This is a genomic window from Cohnella thermotolerans DSM 17683 (assembly GCF_000429825.1).
GTDB classification, from domain to species: domain Bacteria; phylum Bacillota; class Bacilli; order Paenibacillales; family Paenibacillaceae; genus Cohnella; species Cohnella thermotolerans.
The window spans coordinates 106,017-120,872 of record NZ_KE386957.1; the positions used below are offsets into that span (position 1 = coordinate 106,017).

Consider the following 14,856-nt stretch of genomic DNA (forward strand, 5'->3'; position numbering starts at 1 on the left):
CCGCTCCCGATGAAGCAACGAAAAAGAAGGTCGGCTGCATCCGCATGCATCGCTCGATGGGTCAGATTTTGAGCTCCCCAAGCTTGATCAGCTCGACAACCGCTTGCGAACGACCTTTGACAGTCAACTTTTGCATCACATTGGAGATGTGGTTGCGGACCGTTTTCTCGCTGATAAACAATTGCTGGGCAATGTCGCGGGTTGTTTTGTCCTGCACAAGCAGTTCGAAAACTTCGCGTTCCCGATTGGTGAGAAGGAATTTGCTTTTGTGGTCGCTGCCTTTCAACGTGTGTCACCCCTCCTTGCCCGGGATTGGAATGATTACAAGGTTAAGGGATACAGTCAACTTTATCATATGAAAGGCGTCGGACGCTGGTGCGGTAACCCGGTAATTTTGGGCGTACAGCCTTGCTCGGATTCATTCGCCGACGATGGCGTTCCGGTGATGCGGTACCGCCAGCTACCGATCTCATTTTCTCCGGGACTCACGATAATATATGCAATGGCAGCGGTCCCGCGCAACCGGGCCAACGCCCGTTTTGCAAGCGCTGAACCGCCTCCTGAACGGGATTTCCTACTGGCAGTCGAGCTTCTTCCATTCCCGGTAAGGCATTGAATGGCGCACCGCTTATGCCCGCTCTCCATGAATACCCCGGAGGTCATCGATGAAAATTCGGTTTTCCCGACAAGTAAAAACCCCGAGCGAACCTTGCCGGTTCGTTCGGGGTATCGTGCTTTCTCTTCGGCTTGGGCTCGCTCAGCGGAGCGTGCCGGATCGGGACGGTGCCGTCGGCGCATAATAGTGGGGCGCCGTCTTCGCGGGAAGCTGCGTGCCGGTTCCGGCCGCTTGCGGGAAAATCCGTTCGACCAACGCGTTAAATTGGGCGATCAGCCCTTGAATCGGGCGTCCGTTCGTGACGTCGGCAGCATAGGTTTGCACTCTTCCGTAAAAGTCCGGGTTTGCCGAGACGTAGACATTTTCGACCGTCGGCTCCATGCCCTTCACAATGTCCGCAACCTTATTCTTGATCATATCGGAGACGTCCGCGTTCGTCGTCCCCGCCGTGCCGGATTGCCCGGTGCCCCCCGCCGTCAGGCCGCCTGCACCCTTCATGCCCGTCCGGGGAACGGTACTGCCCATGTTCAACGGATGATAATGATGGCCCTTCACGCCGTAATGAGACCGGAACGTATTCGGATTGTTCAAGCCGGTGCCGCGATCGGGAAGGGCCGAGCCGCCCGTGCTGTACCGGGAAATCCCATGAGCGTTTTGCGTTCCGACCGTGCTTTTGTTGCGGTTCAAATGCGTCCGCACTCCGTTCTTGTCCTCGACGATCGCTACGTACGCGTTGCGGTTCGTCAACACAACGAAGGCCGACTTGATCTCCGGAAGAGCGGCCAGCTTGTCCGCGATCTTCTGGCTCATCTCCATGCGGGTATTGCCGTGCAAGCCGGTCAAATTGTTGTTCATCTGCTGAGTGCCGCGAATCCGGTTCGCCTCGTTCGCTCCGTCGTTCGCAAAGCGGGTTCCGTTCAACCCTTGCATTTTATAACTATTGGGCCGGATGTTTTTGTTCCCGACATCGCCTTGCTTGGTCATACAGCCCGTCATTGCCAATGCGGTTGAGAGGACAATGGAAGACACGGCCACACCTTTAAGCATCGTAACCCTCCTTGGCTGTAATCTCGGCGTTGTCCGCCAATGCTTAAGATGCCCCGGGCCATGGCGAATATGCCGCCGCCGTTCGTATTGACAATAGTACATTTTGCATCTATCATGAGGGTACCTGCATTTAGTACCTGGTTCTAATATCTGATAATAAGAGGAGCGATCGCGATGATTCGCACGAACGAATGGAAATCGAACGCCGCCATCACGGGGATTGGCAGCTACGTCCCCGAACGGCGCTTGACGAACGACGATTTGGCCGCTATGGTCGATACGAACGACGAATGGATCGTTCGCCGGACGGGCATCCGGGAGCGGCGGATCGCCGCCCCTGATGAATTTTCCAGCCACTTGGCCGTCAAGGCGGCACAGCAGCTGCTTGCGCGCTATGCCAAAGAAGCGGCCGACATCGACGCTGTCCTTGTCGCTACCACAACGCCGGATACGCCTTTTCCTTCCGTCGCGTCCCGCGTCCAGCGGGCGCTCGGCATCCGGGCTTGTCTGGCCTTCGACCTGAACGCCGCCTGCGCCGGATTCGTCGCCGCCCTGCAAGCGGCCGGCGGTCTGCTGCAAACCGGCGCCTACCGCAAAGTTCTCGTGATCGGCGTCGAGACGCTGTCCAAAATTACAGATTACTCGGACCGCTCCACCTGCATTCTGTTCGGCGACGGAGCCGGCGCGGTGCTTCTGGAATCGGCGCCGGAAGGAGCGTTCATCGCTTCGGACGCCATGACGGACGGCTCGGGCGGCGGATCGGTTTATGCGGCCGGTTTGTCGACCGAATGGGACGGCCAGCCGCTCGCGGGCGGCGGCAAAATCGTCCAGAACGGCCGCGAGGTGTACAAATGGGCCGTCTCGCACGTTCCCGAAGGCGTTCGCCGCATGCTGGACAAGGTCGGCCTAGAGCCGCGCGAGCTCGACTGGTTTGTGCCGCACAGCGCCAATCTGCGGATGATCGAAGCGATGTGCGAACGGCTCGAATTGCCGGCCGAGAAGGCGCTCTACAGCTTGACGCATTACGGCAACACCTCGGCGGCTTCGATTCCGCTGGCGCTCGATCTGGCTGTGCGGGAAGGGCGGCTCGCCGCCGGCCACCTCGTCGCGCTGTACGGCTTCGGTTCGGGGCTGTCGCAGGCCGGGCTCCTGCTCCGATGGACGCTAAAATCCCCCCAAAAGTGACACGATGCTCCGTAGCGTATTCCGAGCACTTTTTGGGGCCCCCTAAACAATAAAAACAGGCCCCGGACAAAATCGCCCGGCAGGTTCAGTATGTGCAGGAGCACAACGCCTTGATCAGTTGCACTTCGCCTGGGTTCGCGATCAATATTCGCCGCATATGCAAGCATTGCTGCAAATCTTGCAACGAATGGGGTTGGAGAAAATGCCGAAACGCGTGCTGTTCGTCTTCGTTCTCCCCAGCGGGAGGGTGGACACGCTCAACCGGATGCGGATCCAAGCGCTGGCGGGCCGGAAGTACAGCGCGGTCATATCCGGCACCGGCTGTTTTTTCTCGTGCGCCAACTGTAGGACGCGATGAATCCACTCGTAAGGGTTTTGCCATTTGTCCAAGAAGTACCGGTGATTCCGGTCGTTCACGAGCGTGAAACGGTCGCCCAGCGCCTTCATGCTCACGCTTCCGTAATGGTGGATGAACGTGTCTTCCGCGATAACCAGAGCTTTCTCGAGCATTCGGACGCGGATGTTAAAATCATCGTTCTCGAAATTGCCCAGCTCGAAGCCTTCGTCGAAGTAGCCGATCCGCCGGAACAGCTCCCTGCGGAACAGCAGGCAGAACCCCATCAGCCGGTCGGTACGGCGCCAGCGCGAAGGATCCGGATTCCAGCCGGGTTGCGGCCCGTCCGGACGCTTTCCGCTTTCTCCCTCTTCCTGCGGACGCGGCGACGGGGGATCGTTTTCTCCATTTGCCGATTTTGCTCGCCAAACAATTCCACCCACTTAAGCTCGGGCAACGGTTTACATGACATTATATGGGCAACGTGTCCATTCGCAACGGCATCTGTACGCCGGGGCAAAGGCCGTGAAGAGCGACTGCACAGCCAAAAACGCCTTTGCCGTCGGAAAACGGCGAAGGCGTTTGATTCGCGCGAACGACCCCGGCGGCTGCACGCCGGGGTCGCCATTTCCGTTCAGATTAACGTTTGCCGACCGCTATCCATTGAATCCATCCTTGAGGTTCCGGCGCGAATCGCGTACGAACGACTTCCAGGACGGCTTCGCCGGCGCTTCTTCGCTTTAAGAAGCAGGCGTACGACGGGTGGTCGGACATGGCGATGACGACATAGGACATATCCTTGAACGGCTGCTCGAAGGTGACGGTGAGTTCGAGACTTTCCATCGAGCCGTTAAAGGAATAGGGCTCGCTGCCGAACAAGAGAGACACATCGGGCTGCGCGGCCGCAACCGGGAGGAAGGCCAGATGCGAAGGGGCAACGCTGCCTTCCGCCAAGTGATCCCCGCTTACGATTCCCGAAGCCGGCTTTAACTGGCTGATGTCTTCCCTCTGTTGGGCGAGGTTGTTTTGCAAATCCGCCAGAAACTCTGCCAGTTGCCCGGACAGCTTCTCGCCCGTCACGCTGCCGTCGGCCAAGTGATGGCTTTGAACGGCCTTCTCCCCGATATGCTTCGAAAGAACGGAGCTGTCGATGATATGGGAAGAGCTGACGCTGTGAACGGCGAGTTTCTCGGCGGATACGGCTCCCGAAGCCAAATGTTCGGTGCCGACGCTCGTCTCCGCCAGCTTCTTCCCGTCTACGCTGCCATCCGCCAAGTGCCGGTTGTCGACAACTTTATCGCCTAGATGATGAGACCGTACGGCCTGTGCGGCGAGGTGGGCATCCGTTATGCTGTCGGGGGCGGGCGCGTAAGCTGTTGCTTCATCCGGCTTGCCGGTTTGCGCAATATACTCGACCAGCTCCGAAGATAGCTTCTGCAGGGTGACGCTGCCTTCCGCCAGTTGCTCGCTCTTGACCGCTCCTTCGGCCAAATGCGAGGTGAGAACCGTGTTCTCTCCCAAATGATGCGACTGGACCGCCCCGGGAAGAAGATGAGAGGCGCCTACGCTGCCAAAGCTCAGCTTCTCGGCCGTTACGGCTCCCGCCGCCAAATGTGCCGACTCCACGCTGTCTTCCGCCAGCTTCTCCGCCGTGACGGCGCCGTCCGCCAGCTGCTCGGACCCTACGCTGAGAAGAGCCAGCTTCTCGGTCGATACGCTGCCGTTCGTCAGCCTCTCTTCCGTTACCGGTTTGCCGGCCAGCATCAGAAATTCAACGACGTTCGCCGACAGCTTGCGAACGGTCACGCTGCCGTCTTCGAGCTGATTCTCTTTGACGGCGCCGAGGGCGAGCTTCTCCGTGGAGACCGCTCCGTTCGCCAGCTTGGCGGTATTGACGCTGCCATCCGCCAGTTTGGTCTCCGTTACGGCGCCGTCCGCCAGCTTCGCGGCGGCGACCGCTCCGTCGGCCAGCTTGGCGGCCGTCACATTGCCGTCTTCCAGCTTCGCCTCCGACACAGCCGCGTCCGCCAGTTGCGCGCCGGTCACCGAACCGTACGCCAGCGCATTCTCGGTCACGCTGCCATACGCCAGCTTGATTCCGGATATGCTGCCGTCCGCCAATTTGACTCCGGTTATTGCACCGTCGGCCAGCTTCGTCTCCGTTACGCTGCCGTCGGCCAGCTTCCACTCGGTAACCGATCCGTCCGCGAGCGCGTTGGAGGTTACCGCACCGGCCGCCAGCTTGCTCTCCGTTACACCGCCGTCGGCCAGAGCCGCCTCCGTCACGCTGCCGCCCGCCAGCTTCGACTCCGTGACCGCGCCTTCCGCCAGCGCGCCGGACGCCACCGCGCCGGACGCCAGCTTCCGCCCGGTGACCGCGCCTTCGGCCAGAGCCGCTTCCGTCACGCTGCCCGACGCCAGCTTCGACTCCGTGACCGCGCCTTCCGCCAGCGCGCCGGACGTCACCGCCCCGCCCGCCAGCTTCTCCGCGGTCACGGCATGGTTGGCGAGCTTGTCGCTCGTAACGCCTCCGTCGAGAATCGACCGTGCGGCGACGGCTCCGTCGGCGAGCTTGCCTTCCGTCACGCTGCCTTCCGCCAGCTTATCCTCGGTTACGCTGCCGTCGCGCAGCTTCTGCTCCGTTACGCTGCGATCCGCCAGCTTCGTCGTCGTGACGGCCGCGTTCGCCAAAATATCCTCCGTCACGCTGCCCGCCGCCAGCTTATCCTCCGTAACCGAATCGTCACGCAAGTGGACGGTGGCCACGGCGGACGGCTCCAGCCGCTCCGAGTCGATTCTCCGCTCCGCCATCTTCGCGAGGGCGAACATATCCGGCGCGAGATGGGAGATCGAGACCGCGCCTTTGCGAATGTGGAACCCCTGGATCGAATCGGGCTTCATATGTTTGCCGCTCACCGACTCGAGCAGCAGGTGTTCGCTTCCCACGCTGCCCGCGGACAGCTTCTGCAGCGTAACGCTGCCGTCCGCCAGCTTCCCGCTCGTCACCGCGCCGTCGGCAAGCGTCTTCTCGCCGACGATGGCATCCCCGAGATGAACGGCCTGGACGGCTCCTTCCCGAATATGCCCGGAATCGACGATGTCCGGCAGCAGATGCCCGGAATCCACCGATTCCGCAGCGATATGCCTTCCCGTTACGGCCCCCGGCTGCAGATGAGTCTCGCCCACGCTGCCCGCCGCCAGCTTGGAGTAGCTGACCGAGCCATCGGACAAATGAATTTCCCTCACGCATTCGTCGGCCAAATGGTAGCCGAGCACCGCCTGCGACGCCAGGTGGCGGCTTCCGACGGCTTCCACGTCCAGATGGCGCTGGCCGACCGCTCCGTCCCGAATCGCATCGGAGGTGACCGCCCCTTCCGCAAGCGCAGCGGAGCCAACGCTGCCTTCACCCAGATGTTCGGCTTGCACCGCGCCGTTCTGCAAATGGCGCGAACCGACCGTTCCGTTGTCGAGCGCTTCCCGGGAGACGGCTCCTATCGCCAGCGCCTTCTTGCCCACTGCGCCTTCCGCCAGCTTCGAAGCCGTGACGCTCTTGTCCGCCAGCTTCGCGCTCGTCACGGCCATATCCGACAGCTTGTCGGTAGAGACGCTCTCCGGCGACAGCTTCAAGGAAGTGATCAAATGATCCGTCAGATGGTGCGAGAAAATCGAGCGAACGCCCAGTTGACGCTCGCCGACGGAGCCGGGCGCCAAAATTTCCGAGGTGACCGATTCGGGCTGAAGCGCGGCGCTGCCCACGGAACCGGGAGCCAGATGGGCCGGCCCGATCGATCCCGGACGAAGGTGCTTCCCTTCGATCGTCTGCTTCGCGATCGCTTCCCCTTTGACGGACTCTTCGCCGAAATGAATCGGCCTCAAGCTGCCCGACACGAGCTTGTCGCTCGTTACGCTGTTCTCGGCCAGATGGGACGTACGAATCGCACCCGCCGCCAGATGGCGAGCCTCCACCGCCCCGTCGGCAAGCTGCGCGGCCTTCACCGCGCCCGGAGCGATCTGTCCCGTGCCGACCGCGCCACCGGCGATTTGCTTGCGGGTGACCGCTTCGGGCGCGAGCTGCGCCGTATGGACGATGCCGTCTTGCAGATGCTCCTGCGTGATCGATTTGTTCGTCAAATGCCGCCCTTCGATCGCGCCTTCGGTCAGATGGCGGCGTTGAATGAGATGATCGGCCAGTTTATCCGACAGCACGCTTCCCTTGGCCAGATGGCGAGATTGCACGGCTTCGTCGGCCAGTTTGCCCGAGACGACGCTTTGGTCGGCGATTTTCGTGGACGTGACCGCATGTTCGACCAGATTGATCGTCGCAACCGAACGCTCCGCAAGCTTGGGAGCCGTTACCGAACCGTCAGCCAAATGTCGACTATCGACGGCCCCTTCGGCCAGATGGCCGCCTTGGACGGCCTCTTGCCGAAGATGTTCCGCCTCGACGGATTCCTTGGCCAGTTTGGAGCCAGACACGGCCCGGTCGGCCAATTGCTCCGTTCCTACCGCGCTTTGCGCCAGATTGTCGGATTGAACGGCTTGCGGAGCCAGGTGCTTTCCCTGCAGCACTCCGGGCGCGATATGTTCGGCCCATACCGAGCCATTCTTCAAATGGCGGGAATCGACGGCTCCCGGGGCGATCTTCGCTTCGGTGACCGCCTCGTCCCTGATTTTCGAATAGGTGACGGCTCCTTCCGCGAGCTTCGAGGTGTCGATCGATTCGTTGGACAGGTTCTCGCTGCGGATCGTGCCGCTGCGGATTTTGTCCGTGGTGACGGATTGGTCTTTGAGCAGGTCGGAAGTGATAATGGACAAGCTTAAATGCTTGGATTGAATCGAACCTTCGGCGATTTTGTCCGCGCTGATCGTGCGGTCGGCCAGCTTCTCCGACGTGACGCTGCCATCCTTCAGCTTCTCGCTCGTAATGGACCGGTCGCGGATTTTTTGCCCGGAGATCGAGTTTTTGGTCAGATGCTCGCCTGTAATCGATTCCGGGGCATACTTGGAAGAAGTGATGGAACCGTCGGCGAGCTTGATCGCGGTCACGGAGAAGTCCGCCAGCGCCTCCGTCGTCACCGCCTCGGCGGCGAGGTTGTTGGGACCGACGGCGAAAGGGGCCAGCTTGTCGCCTGTGACCGACTCATCCGCCAGATCGTCGGTATACACGATCGGCGCCGGCCGAGCCGGCATCCGCTTCTCCGCCAGCTTCTGGTGGCGCCAGTTCCGCTGTTCGCGAAGATCCAGCCAGACCGGGTCGTCCGGGACGTTCGTCTCTTCCGCGGAAGAATCTTCCGCACGCGGCTCTTCCTTCGTCTGCATCAGTTCCGTCAGCGTTCCGGCCGTCTCGGCGGATTGCCTGTCCGCAGCCTCGACCACCGCCACGATCTCCTCCACGGCGTCCGCCCGCTCGGCCGCCTTCGGCTCCGCGGCGGTTACGGCTTCCTGAACGCGCTCCGCTTCCCGAAGGGCAGCCTCAAGACTTTGCTTGGCGGATTCGTCGGGCGCTGCGCTCGCGGCCGGAGGCGGACCGGCGTTGCCCGATCCCCTGGCCGGCGCCGGCTCGGCGACTGCGGTCTCCCCGTGGACGTTGATCGACTTGGATGTCTGTTTCTGTATATCGTCCAGCCATTTGAGCTCCATTTTGTTCGGATTGTCGACGTAGTACAGCGGCCGGCGCGCATTCTGATTTTTTTTGCCTTTGTTGCTTTTTTTCATGTCCATCTCCTTCCCCAGCGTGAAGTCTAACGTATCATATGCATTCACCCTTGGGCGCGTCACGAGAAATGGACCGGGTAAAAATAACGGTTTACATTTCAAAGCTGCGGGAGTATATTATAACCAACAAGAATTTTTGCCCTAAGGAAACTTTATGTCATAGACGCCACAAACATTGCCTTGAACAACTTTGAAACACTTAAAGAGGTGAACACCTATGCAAGAGGAATATGTCGTTTCGCCTTCGAAGACGTCCCGCGGCTGGCGCAGGAACGCGAATCAGCCGTCGCTCCCCGAAGTGCACCGCTCGCTGAAAATTCCGAAGAGCGGCTCCGGCTTCCGGAAGTTTCTCGCCTTCGTCGGCCCCGGCTACCTGGTCGCCGTCGGCTACATGGACCCGGGCAACTGGGCGACCGACCTGGCGGGCGGCTCCCAGTTCGGGTACACGCTGCTCTCGGTCATCCTGCTGTCCAACCTGATGGCCATCGTGCTCCAGGGGCTGGCCGGCAAGCTCGGCATCGTCACCGGCCGCGATCTGGCGCAGGCGTGCCGGGACCATTACAGCAAGCCGGTATCCTTCGGACTTTGGATTCTGTGCGAGCTTGCGATCGCCGCCTGCGACCTGGCGGAAGTGATCGGCGCCGCCATCGCACTCAATCTGCTGTTCGGCATTCCGTTGCTGTACGGCGTCATTCTGACCGCTTTCGACGTGCTTCTTATTCTTTTCCTGCAGAACAAAGGGTTTCGGTATCTGGAAGCCTTCGTCATCGCTCTTATCGCCATTATCGGGATTTGCTTCGCCGCAGAGTTGATTCTGTCGCAACCGGCCGTCGGAGACATGCTTAAAGGGTTTATCCCCACTTCGAGCATCGTCACCGATTCCTCCAAGCTGTATATCGCGATCGGCATATTGGGCGCCACGGTGATGCCGCACAACCTGTATTTGCACTCGTCCATCGTCCAGACCCGCCAATTCGAGCAAACGCCGCTCGGCAAGCGGCAGGCGATCAAATACGCCACCTGGGACTCGACGATCGCGCTGTTCTTCGCCCTGTTCATCAACGCGGCGATTCTGGTCATCGCCGGCGCCGCCTTCCATACGACCGGACATACCGAAGTCGCGGACATCGGCGAGGCGTACCATCTGCTCGCGCCGCTGCTCGGCACGACGATGGCGTCCATCATGTTCGGCGTCGCGCTGCTGGCGTCGGGGCAAAATTCCACGCTGACCGGCACGCTCGCGGGGCAGATCGTGATGGAAGGCTTCCTGAACTTCCGGATGCCCGCCTGGCTCCGCAGGCTTGTCACCCGGCTGATCGCGATTATCCCGGCCGTCATCGTCACCGCGTTATACGGCGAGAAAGGAACGACCGACCTGCTCATTCTGAGCCAAGTCATTCTGTCCATGCAGCTGTCGTTCGCGGTCGTGCCGCTCGTGCAGTTCACGTCCAGCAAGAAGAAAATGGGCGAGTTCGTCAACCGCCCGTGGCTGAAAATTACGGCATGGGTCATCACGGCGGTCATCGTCGTGCTGAACGCTTACTTGCTCTACTCGACGTTCTTCGGGTGAGAACAGCAACGCCCCGCTCCCTGTCAAGGGCAGCGGGGCGTTTTGTTTTCTCACTTCCGTTCGATCTCCGCCGCTGGCGCGAACCGCCCTTCGGCGAAGCGGACCGTTCGGCCGTCCGCGCCTTCCGGCACCTCGTACACGACGCCGGCTTCGAGGAACAGATAGCGCTTCGGGTAAGGCGCGTAGCTGGTCACCACCCAGTCCTCTCCGTCCCGTTCAAGGTAACCGTTCAGGCAATGCAGCTTGCCCTCCTTCGTGTACAGCACCGTTTTCGTGCCGTAACCGAGCAAATAAGCCGCCAGTTCCTCCCCCATATCCCAATCGTCCCCGGACGCGTTGGAGAACAGCCGGGAGAACAGCTCATCCTCTTCGTCGTAGAAGACGGACTGGCCGAAGCGGTTGCGGGACAACGCCGGCTTGTTCAGGTTCGGCGCCGCCACCCCGAACGTCGACGCCGCCTCGCCCGGCGCCAGACGCTTGGCCGTCGATTTGACGTTCCAATCGTAGCAGGCGAAGACGGCCATCGTGGCGCGATAGGAAGCTTCCGCGTATTCCGGGTCGCGCAAATGCTCGTAAGCGGATAGAGCGGCGGCCGCGACAAGGCCTCCCCAGAGGGAGTGAATCATATAAGCGAGCGCTTCCCACCACCGGTCCGGATTTTGCGAACGATAGTCGTTGCTGAACCCGATGTTGGCCAGCAGCAGCTCCCCGTATTTCGCCGCCCGGGCGGTCTCCCCCGTCAAGCAGAGCGCTTGGCACGTCGGGCCGAAGCCGGCGTTGTCGAAATAATGCTCCGTAATGGCTCCTTGGTACCCGTCGCTTTGTTCGGCAATCTCCCGGGCGAACTCCAGCCATAATTCGTTCAGCGTATCGTACAGCTCCGCCATCCCGGCTTCCCGCAAATCGCGCAGCAAATCGGCCACGTAAAGAATAAACACCCCGTTGAGCCGGGTTTCGTTGCGCTCTCTCTGCGATTCGTGGAGATTCGGGTCCAGGCGGACGATCAGCACTTCCGCGGCCCAGCGCAAGTAACGTTCCGGCTTGCCGAGCCGCAGGCACGATTCCGGACAGCGGGACAGCAAATAAAACACGTGAGCGATGTAATCGAGGTCAAAAATGCGGTAGAAGCTCCCGTACACGCGGCGCGGACGGCGGAAGTCGCCTTCCTCGAACCAGTGCCGGCGAATGTCGTGAACGGCGCAAAGCTCCGCTTTGCCGATCTGGTCGGGATTCGGCTTCGTGAGCAAGTTTTTCTGCAGGATAAAAGCGACTTTGCCGAGCGATTCTCCCTGGTTGGATAAAGGAAGGAACGCATAAGGGCGCGGACTGCCTTCCGGACCGGCGAACCGGTTGCCGCACAGCCATTCGGCCCGCCGCTCCAGCACGACGTCGATCGACTCGAGCACGTTCCAGACGAGCGTATCGATGCGCCCGTCCCCGAAGCGGGCGACCAGCTTGCGTTCGCCCGGCTCGCCGGGGAAGACGGCCGCCCGGAAGCTGCCGTCCGCTTCCCTGCCAAACGAGCCGGTGATGTCCTCGGCGAGCAGTTGCCCGTTCGGCTGCATCGACAGAAGCTCGACACGCTCGGGCGGAACGCCGTCCTTCGTCGTCACCGACGCCTCGAAGCGCCCGCCTCTTGCCACAACCGGCGTGAAGCTCCAGCGCGGATGGCCGAACTTCAGTCCTTGCGAATAGAAATCGTCGCGGCTGCTTACAGGCGCAAACCGGAATTCCCATTCGGCCTTCGCGCCGGGCTCCAGAATCAGCGCTTCGTAATCGCCGTTATAGATCCAATCGGCGGAACCCGCGTCCCCGCAGGACGATCCGTCGTCCGTCAAGTAGAGTCGGTGGAAGACGATCCCGTCCAGCGATGGCGACACCTGTTCCAGGAAGCGGTTCTCGTAACGGCAATACGATCCCAGCGTCGCAACGCGCCCTCTCGTCCCGTACACGCCCAAATGAGGCCCTTCGTTGCTGCGGCGCATCGCCGCGAACTTCGGAAAATCGCCTCCGATATGGGGGAACAACGCGCAGGAGTGGTTCATGTTGCGCAGAACGTCTTTGTCCCGGAACATAACGTAAGCCAGCGAGAACCAGATCGAGAAGGAGGTGATCGACGCCGTCTCCTCCCCCTCGTTGCGCAGCGCGACGCTCCAGATGAGCTCCCCGCCGTCCGCGGAGAGAGCGTACGTCTGTTCCGACGCCACCCGGCCGAAAGAATGCCGCACGACGGCCGACCTGTCTCCCGTCCGGATGACGCTCGGCTCGCCCTCCCCGGCTCCTGCCTCTCGTCCGCCGATGGCGAGCGAGGGCGCTCCGAATCTTTTCTCCGCATCGGGATAACCCATTTCCGCCAAAAGTCCCGGGGAGATGACCCAATTCATGCCGTGCGGGTCCCCTCCGAGCCGCAGCGAGTCTAACGTTCCGCTATCCGACAGCTCCAGCGAAAACGTATCGTTCTCCAGTCGCAGCATCGTTTCTCCTCCAATCGGCGCTAACCGCTTCGCCGCGGCGGCGCACCGGCCGCGCACATCGCTTGCCGCGCCGTTCTCTTTTTTTACCAATCCATGTCACTTCTTCACGCCGCTCATCGAGATGCCTCCGAGCACCGCGTCCTGCGCGAAGTAGAACAGAACTAGCGGGAGCGCGACGGACACGCTGGAGACGGCCATCAGCTTCTCGTATTCGATGTTGTACGCGTTCTTGAACAGGTTGATGCCGAGCGACAGCGTATATTTCGACTGGTCGTTGATGAAGATCAGCGGCGTCAGAAACTCGTTCCATACCCAGACGAAGTGGAACATGCAAATGACGACGACGATCGGCATGCACAGCGGCAAAATGATGCGCCAGTATACCTGCCACCGGTTGCAGCCGTCGATGCCCGCCGCTTCGTCCAGATCGAACGGAATGCCCATGATGTACTGCCGCGCCAGAAAGATGAAGAAGGCGGAGCCGAACATGCCGGGCAGCATCATCGGCCACAGCGTATTGATGAGCCCCAGGGCGTTGTATTCGATGTAAAGAGGAATCGCCGTCACGTCCCACGGGATGACCATCGTCCCGATGACGAGCAAGAACATCGCGCCGCGCCCCGCGAACCGGATGCGGGCGAAGCCGAAGGCGGTCAGCGTGGAGGAAAACACGGCGAACGGCGTCGAGACGAGAACGACCAGCAGCGTGTTCAGGAAAAACCGGGTGAACGGCTGCGCGGTCCAGGCGTCCTTGAAGTTGTTCCATTGAAAATGAGCCGGAATCAGGTTCGGTTCGGGCGTGAAAATAGCGTCCGGCGCCTTCAGCGCGGTCGACAGCATCCAGGCGATCGGGTAGAGGAAGGCGATCGTTCCGAGCGCGAGCAGAGCGTAAACGAGAATTTGCCGGCTTAAGTTTTTGAAGGCTGGCGTCATCTTTTGCCACTCCCATCCGCTTCGTAGTGCACCCAGTACCGGGAAGAAAACATAATGGCGCCGGTCAGCAAAATAATGAGGACGAACATCACCCAGGCCATGGCGGACGAATACCCCATCTCGAAATGGGTGAACGCGCTCCGGTAGACGTGGAACGAATAGAAGTACGTCTCGTTCGCCGGACCGCCGCCGGTCAGCACGTAAGCGACGACGACGGTTTGAAACGCCGAGATCAGGCTCGTGATGACGTTAAAAAGGATGGTCGGCGTGATCAAGGGAAGCGTCACGTTGAAAAACTTGCGAAGCGGACCGGCTCCGTCGATGGACGCGGCTTCGTAATATTCCGAGGAGACGCCCTTCAAGGCCGACAAATACAGCACCATCGGCGATCCTACGCCCCACAGCGCAATGATCACCAGGGAGAAGAGCGCGATGTGCGGATCGGTCAGCCAATGCACGCGCGGGAGCCCGACGAGCTGCAGCGCGTAGTTGATCGGGCCGAAATCCTCGTTGTACAGCCAGGACCAAATCAAGGCCAGCGTTACCCCTTGAATGAGGGACGGCATGTAAAATACGGCGCGAAACAGCTTGATGCCGAACGTGGCCCTGTTCAGCAGCAGCGCGATCAGAATGGCCAGAACGACCTGCAGCGGAACGACAAGGAAAACGTACTTGATCGTGATCCATAACGATTTGAAATAGAAAGGGTCGGACGTAAACATGCGGACGTAGTTGCCCGAGCCGATAAATTTCGCTTTGCCGATCATGTTCCATTCCGTAAAGCTGACGATGAGCGAGAAGGCCATCGGTCCCAGCATCAGCGCGACGAAGCCGATCAGCCATGGAGAGATGAACAGCCAGCCCGCGCGGTTATCGCGGCGGCGGCGCCTCCGCTCCGCCAGCCAACCTTGCGGGCGGGCCGCGGTTTGATTTGCCATGGGTATGCAACCCCTTTTCTGCCTGGAAAATAAATCGGGGAGAC

Annotated in this window: 9 protein-coding genes; 2 read left to right on the plus strand and 7 right to left on the minus strand. The window is 60.7% G+C overall.

All coding sequences use genetic code 11. The features are described 5' to 3' along the window. Window positions 1–61: 61 nt before the first annotated feature. Window positions 62–286, minus strand: coding sequence for a helix-turn-helix domain-containing protein (locus tag G485_RS0120185; protein ID WP_027094016.1), 225 nt, complete (start codon window positions 284–286; stop codon window positions 62–64). A 471-nt stretch (window positions 287–757) separates the two neighbouring features. Then, on the minus strand, window positions 758–1,663 hold the full coding sequence (locus tag G485_RS28615; protein WP_027094017.1) for a YhcN/YlaJ family sporulation lipoprotein: 906 nt from the start codon (window positions 1,661–1,663) through the stop codon (window positions 758–760). A gap of 174 nt (window positions 1,664–1,837) precedes the next feature. On the opposite strand from G485_RS28615, the gene G485_RS0120195 reads away from it, so the two are divergent. Continuing rightward, complete coding sequence (locus G485_RS0120195; RefSeq protein ID WP_027094018.1) at window positions 1,838–2,848, plus strand: ketoacyl-ACP synthase III; 1,011 nt, start codon at window positions 1,838–1,840, stop codon at window positions 2,846–2,848. Window positions 2,849–2,989: 141 nt separating this feature from the next. Here G485_RS0120195 and G485_RS31100 read toward each other — a convergent pair whose 3' ends face one another. Both G485_RS31100 and G485_RS27475 read right to left on the minus strand, forming a co-directional pair. After that, window positions 2,990–3,469 carry a glycosyltransferase family 2 protein gene (locus tag G485_RS31100; protein ID WP_027094019.1) on the minus strand — a complete coding sequence of 160 codons (480 nt, stop codon included), beginning with the start codon at window positions 3,467–3,469 and terminating at the stop codon, window positions 2,990–2,992. Window positions 3,470–3,821: 352 nt separating this feature from the next. Beyond that, complete coding sequence (locus G485_RS27475; RefSeq protein ID WP_035157402.1) at window positions 3,822–8,897, minus strand: WIAG-tail domain; 5,076 nt, start codon at window positions 8,895–8,897, stop codon at window positions 3,822–3,824. A gap of 217 nt (window positions 8,898–9,114) precedes the next feature. Here G485_RS27475 and G485_RS0120210 point away from each other — a divergent pair, with 217 nt between their 5' ends. Next, window positions 9,115–10,467 (plus strand): Nramp family divalent metal transporter, encoded by a 1,353-nt coding sequence (locus G485_RS0120210; protein ID WP_027094020.1) that lies wholly within the window; start codon window positions 9,115–9,117, stop codon window positions 10,465–10,467. A gap of 50 nt (window positions 10,468–10,517) precedes the next feature. On the opposite strand, the gene G485_RS0120215 is transcribed toward G485_RS0120210, so the two are convergent. From G485_RS0120215 to G485_RS0120225, 3 genes are all read right to left on the minus strand, one after another. Continuing rightward, a complete protein-coding gene (locus G485_RS0120215; protein ID WP_027094021.1) occupies window positions 10,518–12,941 on the minus strand; it encodes a hypothetical protein in 2,424 nt (807 codons plus the stop codon). Window positions 12,942–13,037: 96 nt separating this feature from the next. Further along, a complete protein-coding gene (locus G485_RS0120220; RefSeq protein ID WP_027094022.1) occupies window positions 13,038–13,874 on the minus strand; it encodes a carbohydrate ABC transporter permease in 837 nt (278 codons plus the stop codon). Further along, window positions 13,871–14,812, minus strand: a complete 942-nt coding sequence (locus tag G485_RS0120225) for a carbohydrate ABC transporter permease (protein WP_027094023.1) — start codon at window positions 14,810–14,812, stop codon at window positions 13,871–13,873. Before G485_RS0120225 ends, G485_RS0120220 begins: the two co-directional genes overlap by 4 nt. Between the last annotated feature and the right edge of the window lie 44 nt (window positions 14,813–14,856).

What these genes read in the sequence shown, in the direction of transcription:
- G485_RS0120215 (WP_027094021.1), bottom strand. Translation starts at nt 12,941, where the DNA reads ATGCTGCGACTGGAGAACGATACGTTTTCGCTGGAGCTGTCGGATAGC.
- G485_RS0120210 (WP_027094020.1), top strand. Translation starts at nt 9,115, where the DNA reads ATGCAAGAGGAATATGTCGTTTCGCCTTCGAAGACGTCCCGCGGCTGG.
- G485_RS27475 (WP_035157402.1), bottom strand. Translation starts at nt 8,897, where the DNA reads ATGAAAAAAAGCAACAAAGGCAAAAAAAATCAGAATGCGCGCCGGCCG.
- G485_RS0120220 (WP_027094022.1), bottom strand. Translation starts at nt 13,874, where the DNA reads ATGACGCCAGCCTTCAAAAACTTAAGCCGGCAAATTCTCGTTTACGCT.
- G485_RS0120225 (WP_027094023.1), bottom strand. Translation starts at nt 14,812, where the DNA reads ATGGCAAATCAAACCGCGGCCCGCCCGCAAGGTTGGCTGGCGGAGCGG.
- G485_RS0120195 (WP_027094018.1), top strand. Translation starts at nt 1,838, where the DNA reads ATGATTCGCACGAACGAATGGAAATCGAACGCCGCCATCACGGGGATT.
- G485_RS31100 (WP_027094019.1), bottom strand. Translation starts at nt 3,469, where the DNA reads ATGGGGTTCTGCCTGCTGTTCCGCAGGGAGCTGTTCCGGCGGATCGGC.
- G485_RS28615 (WP_027094017.1), bottom strand. Translation starts at nt 1,663, where the DNA reads ATGCTTAAAGGTGTGGCCGTGTCTTCCATTGTCCTCTCAACCGCATTG.